12 protein-coding genes and 1 pseudogene are annotated in these 14,077 nt (G+C 62.2%); 8 read left to right on the top strand and 5 right to left on the bottom strand.

What is annotated here, in order from left to right:
* Positions 1-41 precede the first annotated feature (41 nt).
* Positions 42-800: a GntR family transcriptional regulator gene (locus tag RN01_RS17585; protein ID WP_080672817.1), complete on the bottom strand. Its 759-nt coding sequence runs from the start codon at positions 798-800 to the stop codon at positions 42-44.
* A 3-nt stretch (positions 801-803) separates the two neighbouring features.
* Positions 804-1,127 carry a tripartite tricarboxylate transporter substrate-binding protein gene (locus RN01_RS34655; RefSeq protein ID WP_223277455.1) on the bottom strand — a complete coding sequence of 108 codons (324 nt, stop codon included), beginning with the start codon at positions 1,125-1,127 and terminating at the stop codon, positions 804-806.
* Between the two features lie 161 nt (positions 1,128-1,288).
* Here RN01_RS34655 and RN01_RS17580 point away from each other — a divergent pair, with 161 nt between their 5' ends.
* The 4 genes from RN01_RS17580 to RN01_RS17565 are packed head-to-tail and all read left to right on the top strand — an operon-like array spanning position 1,289 to position 5,682.
* Positions 1,289-2,335 carry an ABC transporter substrate-binding protein gene (locus tag RN01_RS17580; RefSeq protein WP_017511895.1) on the top strand — a complete coding sequence of 349 codons (1,047 nt, stop codon included), beginning with the start codon at positions 1,289-1,291 and terminating at the stop codon, positions 2,333-2,335.
* Between the two features lie 6 nt (positions 2,336-2,341).
* Complete coding sequence (locus RN01_RS17575) at positions 2,342-3,112, top strand: ABC transporter ATP-binding protein (RefSeq protein ID WP_017511896.1); 771 nt, start codon at positions 2,342-2,344, stop codon at positions 3,110-3,112.
* Positions 3,109-4,005: an ABC transporter permease gene (locus tag RN01_RS17570; RefSeq protein ID WP_017511897.1), complete on the top strand. Its 897-nt coding sequence runs from the start codon at positions 3,109-3,111 to the stop codon at positions 4,003-4,005. Before RN01_RS17575 ends, RN01_RS17570 begins: the two co-directional genes overlap by 4 nt.
* A gap of 3 nt (positions 4,006-4,008) precedes the next feature.
* Complete coding sequence (locus RN01_RS17565) at positions 4,009-5,682, top strand: amidohydrolase (RefSeq protein WP_017511898.1); 1,674 nt, start codon at positions 4,009-4,011, stop codon at positions 5,680-5,682.
* 86 nt (positions 5,683-5,768) lie between these two features.
* Here the strand turns inward: RN01_RS17565 and RN01_RS17560 are convergent, their stop codons facing one another.
* The 3 genes from RN01_RS17560 to RN01_RS17550 form a co-directional block, all read right to left on the bottom strand.
* The gene (locus RN01_RS17560; protein ID WP_017511899.1) at positions 5,769-6,104 is read right to left on the bottom strand and encodes a ferredoxin family protein; all 336 of its coding nucleotides are present in this window, start codon (positions 6,102-6,104) and stop codon (positions 5,769-5,771) included.
* On the bottom strand, positions 6,101-7,750 hold the full coding sequence (locus RN01_RS17555; RefSeq protein WP_017511900.1) for an FAD-dependent oxidoreductase: 1,650 nt from the start codon (positions 7,748-7,750) through the stop codon (positions 6,101-6,103). The genes RN01_RS17560 and RN01_RS17555 overlap by 4 nt, the downstream gene beginning before the upstream one ends.
* 120 nt (positions 7,751-7,870) lie before the next feature.
* Positions 7,871-8,902 (bottom strand): fatty acid desaturase, encoded by a 1,032-nt coding sequence (locus RN01_RS17550; RefSeq protein ID WP_017511901.1) that lies wholly within the window; start codon positions 8,900-8,902, stop codon positions 7,871-7,873.
* Positions 8,903-9,117: 215 nt separating this feature from the next.
* Between RN01_RS17550 and RN01_RS17545 the strand changes: the two genes are divergently transcribed.
* The 4 genes and pseudogenes from RN01_RS17545 to mqo all read left to right on the top strand — a co-directional run bounded on the left by RN01_RS17545 (position 9,118) and on the right by mqo (position 14,070).
* Complete coding sequence (locus tag RN01_RS17545; protein ID WP_024570078.1) at positions 9,118-10,125, top strand: tripartite tricarboxylate transporter substrate binding protein; 1,008 nt, start codon at positions 9,118-9,120, stop codon at positions 10,123-10,125.
* 63 nt (positions 10,126-10,188) lie between these two features.
* Positions 10,189-11,838 carry a rhodanese-like domain-containing protein gene (locus RN01_RS17540; protein ID WP_017511903.1) on the top strand — a complete coding sequence of 550 codons (1,650 nt, stop codon included), beginning with the start codon at positions 10,189-10,191 and terminating at the stop codon, positions 11,836-11,838.
* Positions 11,839-11,891: 53 nt separating this feature from the next.
* Positions 11,892-12,194, top strand: a pseudogene (locus tag RN01_RS17535) (ATP-binding protein); the annotation flags it as partial.
* 271 nt (positions 12,195-12,465) lie between these two features.
* Positions 12,466-14,070, top strand: coding sequence for a malate dehydrogenase (quinone) (gene mqo, locus RN01_RS17530; RefSeq protein WP_024570077.1), 1,605 nt, complete (start codon positions 12,466-12,468; stop codon positions 14,068-14,070).
* Positions 14,071-14,077: the final 7 nt, after the last annotated feature.

Below are 14,077 nucleotides of genomic sequence, written 5' to 3'. Positions count from 1 at the left end.
CGCAGGAGAGATGCCAGCCCCGCCGAGTTCTCGGCCGAGTTCTAGTAGGAAATTACGACGGCCCCGCCGGCCATCGGTGAAAGCGCCTCTGTCGAGGCGTCTGCGCCCAGGGCGCGGATCAAGACGTCGCGGTTGGTCAGGATGTGCTCGCGCATCAGCGATTCCGCGCGGCTCACCTCGCGTTGCACCAGCGCATCGACAATACGGTAGTGCTCGCTAAGTGCCTGCCGGCTGTGCTCACGCTGAAAAAGGAGCTTCAGCGCCGCGTGGTCGTGCGGACGCGATTTGCTATCGAAGATCAGGGGCAACTGGCGAGCGCGGCGCACCGCGGTGGTCAGCCACTCGTTCTCGGCGAGTTCCAGCAGCGAGCAGTGGAACTCCAGATTCATGTCTTGCCACAACAGCGCCTGCTGTTCGGTCCACTCTTCGTCGTGCAGCAGTTTCCGCTGCGTTTCGAGCTGGGATGCCAGCCGTTCCTGCTCGGGGTACTGCAGCCCCCTCTCGCCAATCAGACGGCAGCCCAGACTTTCCAGGGTGGCACGTACGGTGAAGGCATCGCGTACATCCTTGGGCTGGAAGCCGCGCACCAGAAAGCCCCGATTGGGCTGATAAGTCAGCAGGCCTTCGTCCGACAGTCGCGCCAGCGCGTCGCGCACTGGCGTACGCGACACCCCCAGTTCCTGCGCAAGCGTCACCTCCATCAGATGGGAGCCGGGCGGGATCTCCCCATCAAAGATGCGATTGCGCAAGACGTCGGCGACGGAAAGCGCGCGTATTCGGGAAGTCTCTGGTGATGCCATAGGTCAGGGGGGGAGATCAGTTGGCGCGGATGTGACGGCTGCGGATGAGATACCCCACAAAGTTCGCTCGTCTGCAAGGAAGCGTGTCACTTGCTCAGGAGGCGGTGAGAATCGCTCGCCCCCTCCGGCGACGATAGCTTCGTCGAGCTTCGGGTCAGCAAGTGCCTTCGTCAGTGCCATCCGCAGCTTGCCGACAACGGCTTGTGGTGTGGCCGCGCGCGTAAACACGCAACTCCATGCGTAGATTTCCAGGGGCACTCCGGCTTCCCGCAGGGTAGGTACGTCCGGCAACGCGGCAATGCGCGTGAGCTTGACCCCCGTCGTCAGCGCGAATCGATCCGCGCCTGGCGGAGGCTGCAGACCTCGAGCGAGTTGGGGCGCGCCGAAGCCACGAAGATGTATCGCAGTTCGATAGTTGAAATGCTTCCTTGTGTGCCACCTGGTGGATTCCTAACATTGCCCAGTTTGCAATTGCTTTGGAGTGGTACATGAGTTCGGTATTCGAGGCCTCCTCGGTCAACGTGACGCGTCGTTCGCTGTTACGTGGAATCGGCGCTGCGGCGGCAGGTGTTTCAGGCGTGTTGCCCGGTTTGTCGCTGGCGCAACAGCGCGAACAGGCGACGCTAGCCACAGGCAGTGCTGGCTACACGTGGGCCCTGACAGCGGTGGCCGAGAGCGCCGGCTACTGGAAGAAGCGCAATGTGGACCTACGCGTCCAGGACTTCACGACGGGCCGTGACGCCATGCAGGCGTTGCTGGGTGGCTCGGCGAACTTCTCGACGACGACGGATACGCCACTGGTGTTTGCCGTGCTGCAGGGCCTCAAGCCGGCGGTACTCGCGAACTTCAGCCGCTACTCGTATGACATGAAAATCGTCGCCAGCGAGCGCAGTGGGATTGATCCCAAAAACCCGTCAAGTCTCAAGGGAAAGAAGATTGGTACCCCAGCTGGCACGTCGGGCCAGTACGCGCTGGCCAAGTATCTGGAGTTCGCCAAACTGGCACCAGGCGACATCACGCAGATCAATATCGCGCCTTCGGACCTGGTAGGCGCGCTGGTACGCGGTGATATCGACGCCTTCTCCTGGACGGCACTGGCTGGCAGTGCTGCACAGCGTCAGAGTGGCGGGAAGGTGGTGTTTCTCACCCAGAATGGCTACGAGAAGTACTTCCGTAGCCATCAGTTGCTGCTGGTCAATCAGGCCACGCTCAGCAGTCGAAAGCCCCTGCTGTCCGATGCAGTCAATGCCTTGCTCGATGCGGAGAACCATATCCACACCAACGCAGCCTGGCCGGACCAGGTGTCGAGCCGCGTTCGCAGCACGCCAGAAGAGATCCGCCAGTTCACCTCTACGTTCGAGTTCAAGGTGGAGTTCAACAAAAGCTTCGTCGAAGATCTGGTCAGCCAGGCCCAATGGGCCATCGACAACAAGCTTGCCCCTCGTCCCAAGGGCGACTTGCGGGAGCTGTTTCGCAGCGTGATCCACGACGAGACGTTGAAGTCCATCAACCCGAGCCGTGTCAGTCTGGGGTGATCGTGTATGGGTGAGCTTATTCAGTTCCAGCGCGTCTCGCAGTTCTTTGCGGTACGCGATTCCACGCCGACACAGGCGTTGAACGAAGTCTCGCTGGACGTTCGCGCCGGAGAGTTCGTTTGCCTTATCGGCCCGTCAGGCTGTGGCAAGACCACGCTGATGCATCTGCTGGCAGGCTTTGTGAAGCCGACCGCTGGCGCTGTGCGCTTTCGCGGTGAGCCAGTGAGGGGGCCGGGCCCTGAGCGCGGCGTCGTGTTCCAGGAGTACGCGCTGTTTCCCTGGATGACCGCGCGCCAGAACGTGGAGTTCGGCTTGCGTGCGTTGAAGGTGGATGCCGGAGAGCGTAAGCGGCGTGCACTGCAGGCGTTGGAGCGGGTACATCTGTCCCATGCGGCGGATCGCTATCCCAATGAACTGTCAGGTGGCATGCGCCAGCGTATTGCCGTGGCGCGCTCTCTGGTCGTGGAGCCTCAGGTGCTGCTGATGGATGAGCCATTCGCCGCAGTGGACGCGATGACGCGGGCGTCGCTGCAGAACGATCTGCTGAGACTCTGGCAGGAGACCGGCGTGTCGGTGCTGTTCGTCACCCACAATATCGATGAGGCCATCTTCCTCGCGCAGCGAGTGGTAGTCATGGCCGCGCACCCTGGAAGCATCAGGGCCGATATTGCAATCGAGTTGCCGTACCCGCGCCAGCGCGGATCGCTGGAGTTCGCGCAGCACTATGCCGAAATCGAGTTGGCGCTGGCGGAAGGTTACGAAAGGCGTGCAGGATGAGTTTCCCGAGTATTGCGCAGCCCGAACTGGGCGCGGAAGGCAGGCGTCAAGGTGGTGCGGTAGCCACTGTAGCCGACACAGCGTCGCTGGCCGAGCGGTTCCAGCAGGATTCCGAGCGACAGGAGAGAAGCCGGCGTCGCGGACGCTTCGCGCTGAATCTGCTGGGCGTGACATTGTTCCTCCTGGCGTGGGAGGCGATTCCGCACGTGTTCGAGTGGATCAATCCGGCGCTGTTTCCGCCGCCGTCCAAGGTGCTGGAGGCCGCTATCCCCTTGATTCGGTCAGGTGAACTCTTCGGGCACATCGGCATGAGCTTGTTGCGTGCCATATCAGGCTTTGTCATCGCTCTGGTGCTGGGCATTTCCGTTGGTGTGCTGACCGCACGCATTCCCTTGCTGCAGTATGTGAGTGAACCAGTGCTGCATGGCTTTCGCTCAGTGCCGTCGCTGGCCGTCGTCCCGCTGGCAGTGCTGTGGTTCGGCATAGGCGAGGCACCCAAGGTTGCGCTGATTGCCTGGGGAGCGTTCTTCCCGATCTGGATTACCACCTTCATCGGCGTGCGCGACACCAACGTGGTGTACCATCGTTCGGCGGCTTCCCTGGGGGCGGGGCGGTTGCAGCAGCTGTTCCTCGTAGTACTGCCGGCGGCATTGCCATTTATTCTGGCCGGCCTTCGTCAGGCGCTTGCGGTGTCGCTGGTCGTGCTGGTCGCCGCGGAACTCTCCGGGTCGACACAGGGCATTGCCTACATGATGTCGCTGGGACATCAGCTCTTCCAGGTGGAGATCATGTTCATCGGACTCGTGCTGCTGGGCGTGTTCGGTTTCCTGGCGGATCGCTTGTTCCTTCTTGTGACGCGCAAGCTGTTCCCGTGGTATCACACGGTCAGCTAAGACATGGGAGCGACACGAGGTCTGCTCGTCCTGCATAACGGGCAGATCCATACATTCGACGCCCGGCACCCGCGCACCCACGCAATCGCGCTGCGCAACGGTAGCGTGGTGGCGCTGGATGACGCTGCCATGGCGCTCGCGCAGCAGGCCGAAGCCGTACGCGACCTACAAGGTGCGTGTGTCATTCCAGGCTTTAACGATACCCACGCGCACATGGAGCGAGAAGGGCTGAAGACGCTTCGCCCTTCGCTTGCACAGGCCCGCAGCGTGGCGGACGTGTTGAACGTCGTTCGCGAGCGGGCGCGATTGACGCCGAAAGGGCAGTACATCGTCACCATGCCGGTGGGTACGCCGCCTTACTACTTCGGCGGGCCCGCACAGTTGCGGGAGGCGCGCATGCCCACTCGCGAGGAGCTCGACGCAGCCGCGCCGGATCACCCGGTCTACATTCCGGCGCACTTCGGCAACTGGGGCAAGCCGCCGGGACGCGCGGCACTCAACAGTCTGGCGCTGCGGAGGAACGGACTCACGCCTGCCAGTCAGTCACGCTGCGCCGGCGTGGAGATCGGGCTGGACGCACAGGGGCAACTGAACGGCGAGATCGTCGAACACAACAATCGCCCGACGATTGAGTTTGACTTGCTTCCGGATGTGCCCCGATTCGGCTTTGCCGAGCGGATTCAAGGGCTACGTATCTCACAGCGCCTTTATCATGCGCAAGGCGTCACCAGCATCTACGAAGGCCATGGCTCGGCGCCCGAGACAATCTCCGTGTATCGCCGGTTGTGGGAGGAGGGGGAACTGACCATGCGCACCAGCCTGGTGGTGAGCCCAACGTGGGACAACCTGACTGAGGCGGCACGTGCGATGCGGGATTGGCTGGCAGCGGCCCGCGGGCGAGGTCTTGGTGACCCGTGGTTGCGCGTGAGCGGCGTCCATCTGGCCTATGGAGGTGACGCCGCCGTGGCCTGTTGCGCGCGGCAGGACTTGCCGAACACCGGATGGTCAGGCTTCGTCGAGCAGGCCGTGACGCCGGCAGACTATCGGGCCCTGTGTTTCCTCGCGGCCGAGCATGATTTGCGAGTCAACACCATTGTGGGTGATCGCCTGCATGAGATCGTTCCGGTGCTTCGCGAAGTGGACGCAAGATTTCCGCTGAACGGGCGCCGATGGGTGATGCAGCATATTGCCCGTGCGCGTCGCGAGGACTTGCTGGCGCTGAAGTCGCTTGGCATTCTGGCCACCACTATTCCGACGTATTGCCTCTGGAAAGGTGGCAGCGCCTATCTCGACGAGACGGACGGTGGAAACGCCGTAGTGCCACATGCTACGTTCGAGGAGTTGGGGCTGACGTACGCCCTTGCGACCGACAACATTCCCTATCAGCCGTTTTTCACCCTCTGGGTGGCGGCACGCAGGCAGGAGCGCGTCAGTGGCCGTACCATCGGGCCCGGGCAGGCACTGTCTCTGCAACAAGGCCTGGCTGCGTTCACGGTGGCAGGTGCGCGGCTGACGTTCGACGAAGACTGGAAGGGGCCGCTCTATCCCGGCTACGCGGCCGATCTGGCAGTGCTGTCGGATGACCCGTTTTCGCAGGAGCCGGAAGAATGGAAGACATTGCACAGCACGCTCACCATCGTGGGAGGCCGGGTGGTGCATGAAGCCGAAGCGGCTTGAATGAGGCCCGGGATCGGAACTGGCCCTTGCCAGTCCCTGGTCCGCCGATAGCGGTAGCAGTCGCAGACTGCGAGCGACTCCCTCGCTCAGCGGGCACCCGGCATACTGAGGAGCTGATATGAGTCGTCTACGCCCCGCTTCTCCGGAAATCCGCGATTCCAGCCAATGTTCTTGCGGTAGCTCCCCAGCAGTTCCTCGCGCACCAGCGATTGCTCGCTGACGCCGGTCGAAGCCTCGGCGTTGGGAGAGACGAACATGGCATCCTCCGGGCACCAGGCCTCGCACATGAAGCAGGTCTGGCAGTCGGCCTTTCGGGCAATGGTCGGTGCGGCCTGAGGCACGGCATCGAACACGTTGACCGGGCAGACGCGGACGCAGATGTTGCAGCCAGTGCAGCGGCTTTCGCTAATGAGTTCGATCATGCGGCAATACCTTCCTGCTCGGCTCTGGCCTGCGCCGATCGCGGACCACCTTGCGTGTCATAGGCCAACGGACGGGCCCAGACCTGGTCCAATCCTCCGCTGACGATATGGTGGTGCTGCGTGGGATCCAGCTGCAAGTGGTCGTAACGCTTGTGCATGCCGCGTGATTCCTTGCGGGCGAGGGCGCTTGCGTACATCCAGCGCGCAGTGGCAAGCATGGCCGCTGCCTCGCGCGCGGCAAGCATCTGCTCCACCGCCGCAGGCGCGGACTCGCGCACGCCGAGCCACGCGTCATCGAGACGACCGAGCGAAGGTGCCAGTACGTCGGCGTGGCGAAAGTAGTTGCGGTCGAATGGGAATACCTCGGCTTGCACGGCTCGGGTGAGCGCGGCAGGATTGATGGTCTGGCGGCCGGCACCAGAAATGGCCGCGACTCCGGCGCCCCGCGCCGAGCGCTGGTTGGTGCCGCGCTGGAGTGCAAACCTCGCCGCCCCTTGGCCGGCCCATGAGCCAGAGGAAATCGCCCAGGCCGCATTGTGGCTGCCGCCTCCGGTAAATCCGCCGCAGATGGGCTCGCGTGTGGCAGCATCTCCGGCGGCATACAGGCCGGACACGCTGGTGGCGCAGTCTTCGCTGGTGATACGCAACCCGCCGGTTCCGCGTACCGTGCCTTCGAGGCGCAGCGTGACGGAAAAGCGTTGCGTGAAAGGATCGATGCCCTGACGGTCGAACGGCAGGAAGAAGTTGGGCTGCGAGGCGCGCATGGCCAGACGTGTCGCCTCATCGGCCTTGTCCAGCCGGGCGTAGACCTTCTGCCGATTTAGCTCGCGCGCGATCACGCTGCGTCCCCCTTTGGATGCGGCGCCGGGAATCACCTCGCCAGCTTCATCGGTGAAAGAGGCCCAGTTGTAGAACATGGTCTTGGTAACCGAACCGCTCTCGGGCGCGATGGCATAGGCGTTAGAGAACTCCATGCCAGACATGTCGGCACCCACTTCCGCACTCATCAGCAATCCGTCGCCAGTGAGGACATTGCAGCCGAGCGCACGACTCAGAAACGCGCAGCCACCGGTGGCGATGACGACCGCTTTGGACCTGACTCGCCATTGTGAGCCGTTCTGGCGGTGAACACCGCGCGCGCCAGCCACGCTGCCATCGTCAGCCTGCAGCAGTTCCAGTGCGGGGCTTTGGTCCAGAATCTTCACGCCCGCCTGCACCACGCGTTTGCGCATCAGCCGCATATACTCGGGCCCCTGCAATGACACGCGCTGTGAGCGGCCCGTCGCATCGAGGGGGAATGGATACCCGTGATCGGCCAACTCATTCATGCCATGCCACGTGCGGTCCAGCACGCGTTCCATCCAACGATAGTCCGCCAGGCGACCACCCATGTCGTAGCGGCTGTCCATAGCGGTCTCGCGTTTGCCTTCGTCTGGCGAGATGTACCACACCGTGGTTCCTGCCGCCGCCGTCGCTCCGGAAGAACCGCAGTATCCCTTCTCCGCCAGCACGACGTTTGTTGCGCCGTTGCGTACGGCCTCCAGTGCAGCCCACGTACCTGCGGGACCGCCGCCTATCACCAGGACATCAGCTTCCAACTCGGTATCTGTGGATGACGAGGATTTCGTGCGCCTGACCTGATTCATTTGTCACTCCAAGGTTTCATGCAGCAACCAGCAATGCTAGGCAACACATCCCGACATGGGAATGAAGCTTTTGGCATTAGTTAGTGCGCAAACTGGCGCACGACGTCTGTCCGACGTTGCCTACCAGCGCGGATGGACCGGGTCGAAGACTGAGGTGCGCCAGAAGCGCCTGGCGATCTCGGCATAGCCACGGTAGTAGAAGCCGCCATTGCCGTGTAGTACTGCGGCGCGATGCGCGCGGAAATAACGGGGGATGTGATACCAGGGCAGTGTGGGAAACAGGTGATGCACGTAGTGGAGGTTGTTGTAGAGGTAAAGCAGGCCACCAATGCTGTTGGATTCCACGATAGCCGTGCGTTCCACTGGACGTTCACCGCAGCGATGCTCGGTGAACGTCCGGAGCTGACCGAGCATCATGCCGGGATAGACGAAGTACAGCAGGTACTCCCACCAGCGCATGCCGGCCAGCGCCAGCGCGAAGTACAGCACGGGCGTCGCGGACAACGCATGTATCGCCCAGATCTTCAGACGACTGAAATCGCCTGCCATCAGGCACCGATACTCATTGCGCGCGAGCCGTACCAGACGCAGGAAGGGGCCGCATATCAAACGCACTGGCAGGATCTGATTGGCGCGATAGATCGCGCGCCATGTGGCGCTCATTGCCCGCCATTGAGTGGGGCTGTGGTACGCGGTTTCCGTGTCTTTCTGGGGATGGGTGAGATGGGCGTTGACGTGGTGCGTGCTGTGTCCCTTGTTGTAGAACGGATACGGCAACCAGAGGTTGATGGGTGGCCAGACTACGGCAGTACGCAACCAGATCGGCAGGTGCCGCATGGCGTGAATCGATTCGTGCTGCAGGGAAAAATGGAGCTGCGCGACATAGCCGCCCGCCAGGAACAGCAGAGGCCCGGGGATGCTTGAGTGCCACCAGACCAGCGCGGCCCACGCGGCATAAAGTACGGCGGCCAGTGCAATGGTGGGAAGTTCATAGCGATCCCAGGCATGCGACGAGCGTTTCGGCGCGGGCAGCCGCGTCGAGTGGGCTGGCGATGTGCTGGAGTCGGTTGCCGGCACTTTGGCCTTTCCCGTCGGTGCGCTTTCGATGGTCTTGGTGGCTGGGCCAGTGCTCGCGGGCGTGACAAGGGACATGGTGGGCAAGTTCGTAACACTCCGCCGCTCACCATGTAACGGAAGAGGGTGGGGCGCGGTCGGTGTCTGGAGAAATAGTTGCCATCGTAGGAGGCTTGGCCGCGCCGTCGCAACGAAGATTCGGATATGTGAATACACGAATTTCTTCGTTCCCTTGGGTATTCGCTTCGGCATCCAATGGATGTCTGTTTGCATCACGTCTAGCGAAAATTCCAATGAAGCACTCACATCAGCAGCGCAGAAGAATCGGGTTCAACGGGGTCATATTTGGCATGCTGGCGTGCCTTGCAACGTGGTTGCCAGGGGCGGATGCCGCGCCCACGGATGCCTATCCCAGCAAGCCGATTCGGGTGATCGTGCCGTATCCCGCAGGGGGCATTGCCGACAAGGTGGCCCGCGATGCGTCCGATGAGCTAGGCAAGCGCCTGTCGCAGACGATCGTGGTGGAGAATCGTCCGGGCGCGGCAGGCAATATCGGCTTTGAGTGGGTGGCACGACAGCCCGCGGACGGCTACACGCTGTTGCTGGCACCCGCTTCCAACCTGACCGTACAGCCGGCGTTGTTCAAGCATCTGTCCTACGATCTGGATCGCGACTTCACCCCGGTTTCCCTGCTGGTGCTAACCCCGCAGGTGCTGGTGGTGAACCCGAGCTTTCCGGTGAACTCGGTGCGGGAACTGATCGACTACTCGCGTGCGCACCCGAACAAGGTCAATTTCGGGGCAAGCATCGGCTCCTATGCGCATCTGGCGGGCGAGAAGCTCAAGACAGAGACTGGCGCGAACTTCACCTCCATTCCGTATCAAGGTTCCGTGCCGGCTCTCAACGATCTGATGGGCGGACAGATCCAGTTCATGTTCACGGAGATGGCCACTGCGCTGCCCTATATCCAGGGCGGCAAGTTGAAGCCCCTGGCAGTCGCCTACAAGAGCCGTGTGTCATGGTTGCCAAACGTGCCGACACTGAAGGAGCTTGGCTTGCAGAATTTCGAAGTGACGTCCTGGTACGCCATCGTTGCCCGCAGTGGAACGCCCCCGCAGATCATCCAGCAACTGTCGCGCGAACTGAACAACATCGTTCAAGCGCCTGGGTTCAAGAAGCGCTACACCGATATCGGGGCAACAACGGTAGGCGGTCGTCCGGAGGAACTCGGTAGATTCGCGCGGCAGGAAGCCGTCCAGTGGATTGAAGAGGTCAAGCGCGTGGGCATCGAGCCGAACTGAAAGTGATGTCTTGCTGCATAAATCACATTGAGATAAGCGACGATATCCAGGGGAGTTGTTTCGATGGCAAGCATTTCGCCGCCACGTCTGAAGGCGTGGCTTGAGGAGGGAAGCGAGCTGGCGTTGCTCGACGTCTCCGAAGGGCGCTATTTCGCGGCGGGTCACATCATCGCGTCGCGGCACCTGCCGTTGTCGCTGCTGGAGCTCGAAGCGCCGCAGATCCTGACGCGGCGGGACGTACCTGTCGTCCTGGTTAGCGCGGACTCGCGCGCAGGTGCCGCGCCCGAACAGGTTGCGCGCGCTGCGGCTGTCCTGCGGCGGTTGGGCTACCAGGAGATCCATGAACTCGAAGGTGGGCTTTCCGCATGGGCGGCGAGTGGCGGCGTCCTGATCGATGGCTACAACGCATTGGTCAAGGCGTTCGGCGAGGAAGTCCGCAAGCACTACCGCGTGGATGAACTGTCGCCAGAGGCGTTGGCCAGGCGCCTGGATCAGGGGCAGCCGACAACCGTGGTGGACGTACGCACGCTGGCTGAGCATCAGTTCAGCACGTTGCCAGGCGCGCTGAACTACCCCGGCACGGAATGGCCGCTGCGAGATTTGCCGCAGCGCGAACCGGATCACTTGTGGGCAGTGCACTGCTTCAGTCGGACGCGCGGCGTGATTGGCGCGGCGACAACGCGCGTGGTACATGGCCAGCATGTGCCGGTGGCATGGGTGGGGGATGGTGTCATGGCTTGGGTGGTTCAGGGCGAAGACGACGTGCGGCAGGCGCCAGAGCCGGACGACGTGCTGCCTCCTCTGATTGAGGCGGATGCCGTGGCGCGCGCGAATGCGCTGATCGCGCGATACGCCTTGCCCGTGGTGGATACCGCCACCGTACAGCGGTGGCGTGGTGAGGCTACGCGGAACGTGCAGTGCTTCGATCTGCGGCCTGGCGCCAAGTCACGACCCGGTGTGGTGGCGGTGTCTGGTGGCCAGTTGCTGATGCACTTCGAGAACCTGGTGGCGGTACGCAACGCCAGCGTAGTGCTGGTCGACGAGCCGCATCGCCTGCGATCGGCAATCACCGCGTTCTGGCTGCTGCAGTTGGGCGAGGCGCATGTCTACATCCTCGATGCGAAGCCCGGCCACGACTTGGCGAACTTCGAAGCGTTGCACGAGCCGCCAACGCAGTTGCCGGCGTCTTCGACGCAACCTCAGCCAGTTAGCGCCGCACAGCTCTCGCACCATATCGCGCACGCCGGCGCACGTGTCGTGGACGTGGGGCCGAGCATCGACTTCCTGCGCGGGCATGTTCCCGGCGCTTCGTATGCGACCGCTTCGGAGCATGGTGCGCTTGGCGCGGCATTGGCCGATGCGGTGGCCAACGGGCAGCGGTTGGTGCTGACATCGCCCGACGGCAGGCAGGCCTTGCTCGCCGCGCGAGATTTGCTGGAGGCCGCGCGCAATGTCTATGGCAACGCCACGGCGGAGAACGCGCTGCAATGGCTGCAAGGGGGCACGGATGCCTGGCGTGCCGCCGGCCAGACACTTGAAATAGGGGTGGCAGATGATCGGTTGCTCACGCCTTTCCTGGATGACTGGGGTTCCATCATGCGCGTGCGCGAGTGCCAACGCATTCCCGCCTGGGAACGATACCTCCACTGGGAGCGCAATCTCGCGCCGCGCGTGACGCAAGATCCTGCCGTACGGTTTCGGTTCTTTGACTAGGGCGGAAAGGGGCCAAGGCAGAAAGGATGGGCGGCATCGATCCAGCATCAGCGCGCTACGCGCACCGCTCAATCTCGCTGCGTGCGTCAACAGGCGCCGGTGGTTCTCTGGTGTTGACGGTTGAGGACGATGGTCCTGGCATTCCTGCTGCGGATCGTGTGCGTGTCTTCGAACCGTTTCACCGGCTGGACTCGAGCCGCGATCGCCATACGGGCGGTTTTGGCCTCGGGCTTGCGATCGTGCGCCGCGTGGCGCTCATTCATGGTGGCGATGTGCGCCTCGACTGCGGTTCATGGGGGGGAGCACGCTTCATGATGACATTGCCGCCCATGCCGGATGAAGCCACGGTCGCGTAACGCTACACATGAGCCTGCGCATGTTGGGCTTTCGCTGTTATGTGACTCAAGCTACTCAAAAAGTCATCGGTCTTCATTTCAGCATTAGGGTTTTCACCTAGCGTTTTACTCGGCGTGCGTTACAATCCGCGCTTTCGTATCGCCCGGCATGTGGAATTGCTTCCGACCCGCCGTGCACTGACAAGACAGCGCCCCCCCAGTCTGAATCAACGTTGGCAAGGTCCGGCTTGGTCAGTCTGTCGACGCTGCACGCATATTTGAAGTGACTCCCATGACTCAAACGGACAACAAGACCGTGGCTGGCCGCGGCGGCAAGCCTTTCACCCGTCGTAAATTCCTTGCAGCCGCCGTCGGTGCCGCAGCCGCATGGGGCGGATACTCGTACTTTTTCGGCAGCCAGTACCGCGCCGCGAAGGCGGATCGCAAGGTCGATGTGCTGCTGATTGGCGGCGGCATCATGAGTGCGACGCTCGGCGTCTATCTGAAGGAGTTGGAGCCGAACTGGACGTGTGAGGTTTTCGAGCGCCTGGATAAAGTCGCGGAAGAAAGCTCGAACGGCTGGAACAACGCCGGTACCGGACACTCGGCGCTTTGCGAGCTGAACTACACGCCGATGGACGATAAGGGGAACGTCCATATCGCCCAGGCCATCAACATCAACGAGAACTTCCAGATTTCCCGCCAGTTCTGGGCGCATCAGGTGCGCAAGGGTGTTCTCGGCAATCCGCGTGAGTTCATCAACTCCACGCCGCACATGAATCTTGTCTTCGGGCAGGAGAATCGGGAGTTCATTCGTAAGCGCGTCGAGGCACTCAAGGCTTCGCCTCTGTTCGCGGGCATGGAAATGACGACCGAACCGGCGAAGATCGCCGAGTGGATTCCGGTCATGATGGAAGGTCGCAAGCCCGATGAGATGGTCACCGCCACGCGTTCGCCGCTGGGTACGGACGTGAATCTGGGCGAAATCACGCGTCAGTTCTACAAGCACCTGTCCGGCAATTCGGGAGTGAAAGTCACCACCGGGTATGAAGTGCGTTCGATTACACGGAATGAGGACGGCACCTGGCGTGTGTCCGCGTTCGACACGAAGGATGGCTCCCAGATCCAGACCGTGGATGCACGAAACGTGTTCATTGGGGCAGGTGGCGCTGCATTGCCGCTGCTCCAACTGTCCGGCATTCCCGAGGCGAAGCAATATGGTGGCTTCCCGGTTGGCGGCGAGTTCCTGGTCACCGACAAGCCTGAGATCGCGTCGCGCCATCTGGCAAAGGTCTACGGTCTTGCGGATACCGGTTCGCCTCCGATGTCGGTGCCGCACCTGGATACCCGTGTTCTCGATGGCAAGAAGGTGATCCTTTTCGGGCCGTTTGCCACGTGGTCCAGCAAGTTCCTCAAGAACGGCTCGTATTTCGACCTGGCCAAGGCGACGACGCCGTCGAACGTCATTCCTCAGTTGCAAGTCGGCGTTCACGAATTTGCGCTCGTGAAGTATCTTGCGCAGCAATTGGTGCTGTCCCGCGAAGAAAAGATGGCGGCGCTGCGCCGCTACATGCCTGAGGCGAAGGACGAGGACTGGCGTCTGTGGGAGGCCGGACAACGCGTGCAGATCATCAAGAACGATCCGGAGAAGGGCGGCGTACTGAAGCTTGGCACGGAGGTCGTGGTCTCTGGCGACCGTTCAGTATCTGCGCTGTTGGGCGCTTCGCCGGGTGGCTCGACGTCGCCGGCGATCATGCTGTCGTTGCTTGAGCGCGTTTTCCCCGAACAGATGAAAACGGCGGCCTGGCTGCGGATTTCGGTGAAGGTGATCAGCGGTTTCGGCGAACGTGATCAGGGAAGGAAGGTGGTACTGCGCGGTCAGGAGATTGTAGCGTAGGTGATCA

It is taken from the genome of Cupriavidus sp. SHE (assembly GCF_000812445.1).
In the GTDB taxonomy this organism is placed as follows: domain Bacteria; phylum Pseudomonadota; class Gammaproteobacteria; order Burkholderiales; family Burkholderiaceae; genus Cupriavidus; species Cupriavidus metallidurans.
The sequence above is the reverse complement of the archived record's forward strand: the minus strand, read 5'-3'. Positions and strand labels throughout refer to the sequence as shown.

Bases quoted from the DNA above. Each gene is read 5' to 3' on its own strand.
- RN01_RS17585 (WP_080672817.1), bottom strand. From the start codon at position 800: ATGGCATCACCAGAGACTTCCCGAATACGCGCGCTTTCCGTCGCCGAC.
- RN01_RS17580 (WP_017511895.1), top strand. From the start codon at position 1,289: ATGAGTTCGGTATTCGAGGCCTCCTCGGTCAACGTGACGCGTCGTTCG.
- RN01_RS17575 (WP_017511896.1), top strand. From the start codon at position 2,342: ATGGGTGAGCTTATTCAGTTCCAGCGCGTCTCGCAGTTCTTTGCGGTA.
- RN01_RS17570 (WP_017511897.1), top strand. From the start codon at position 3,109: ATGAGTTTCCCGAGTATTGCGCAGCCCGAACTGGGCGCGGAAGGCAGG.
- RN01_RS17565 (WP_017511898.1), top strand. From the start codon at position 4,009: ATGGGAGCGACACGAGGTCTGCTCGTCCTGCATAACGGGCAGATCCAT.
- RN01_RS17560 (WP_017511899.1), bottom strand. From the start codon at position 6,104: ATGATCGAACTCATTAGCGAAAGCCGCTGCACTGGCTGCAACATCTGC.
- RN01_RS17555 (WP_017511900.1), bottom strand. From the start codon at position 7,750: ATGAATCAGGTCAGGCGCACGAAATCCTCGTCATCCACAGATACCGAG.
- RN01_RS17550 (WP_017511901.1), bottom strand. From the start codon at position 8,902: ATGTCCCTTGTCACGCCCGCGAGCACTGGCCCAGCCACCAAGACCATC.
- RN01_RS17545 (WP_024570078.1), top strand. From the start codon at position 9,118: ATGAAGCACTCACATCAGCAGCGCAGAAGAATCGGGTTCAACGGGGTC.
- RN01_RS17540 (WP_017511903.1), top strand. From the start codon at position 10,189: ATGGCAAGCATTTCGCCGCCACGTCTGAAGGCGTGGCTTGAGGAGGGA.
- mqo (WP_024570077.1), top strand. From the start codon at position 12,466: ATGACTCAAACGGACAACAAGACCGTGGCTGGCCGCGGCGGCAAGCCT.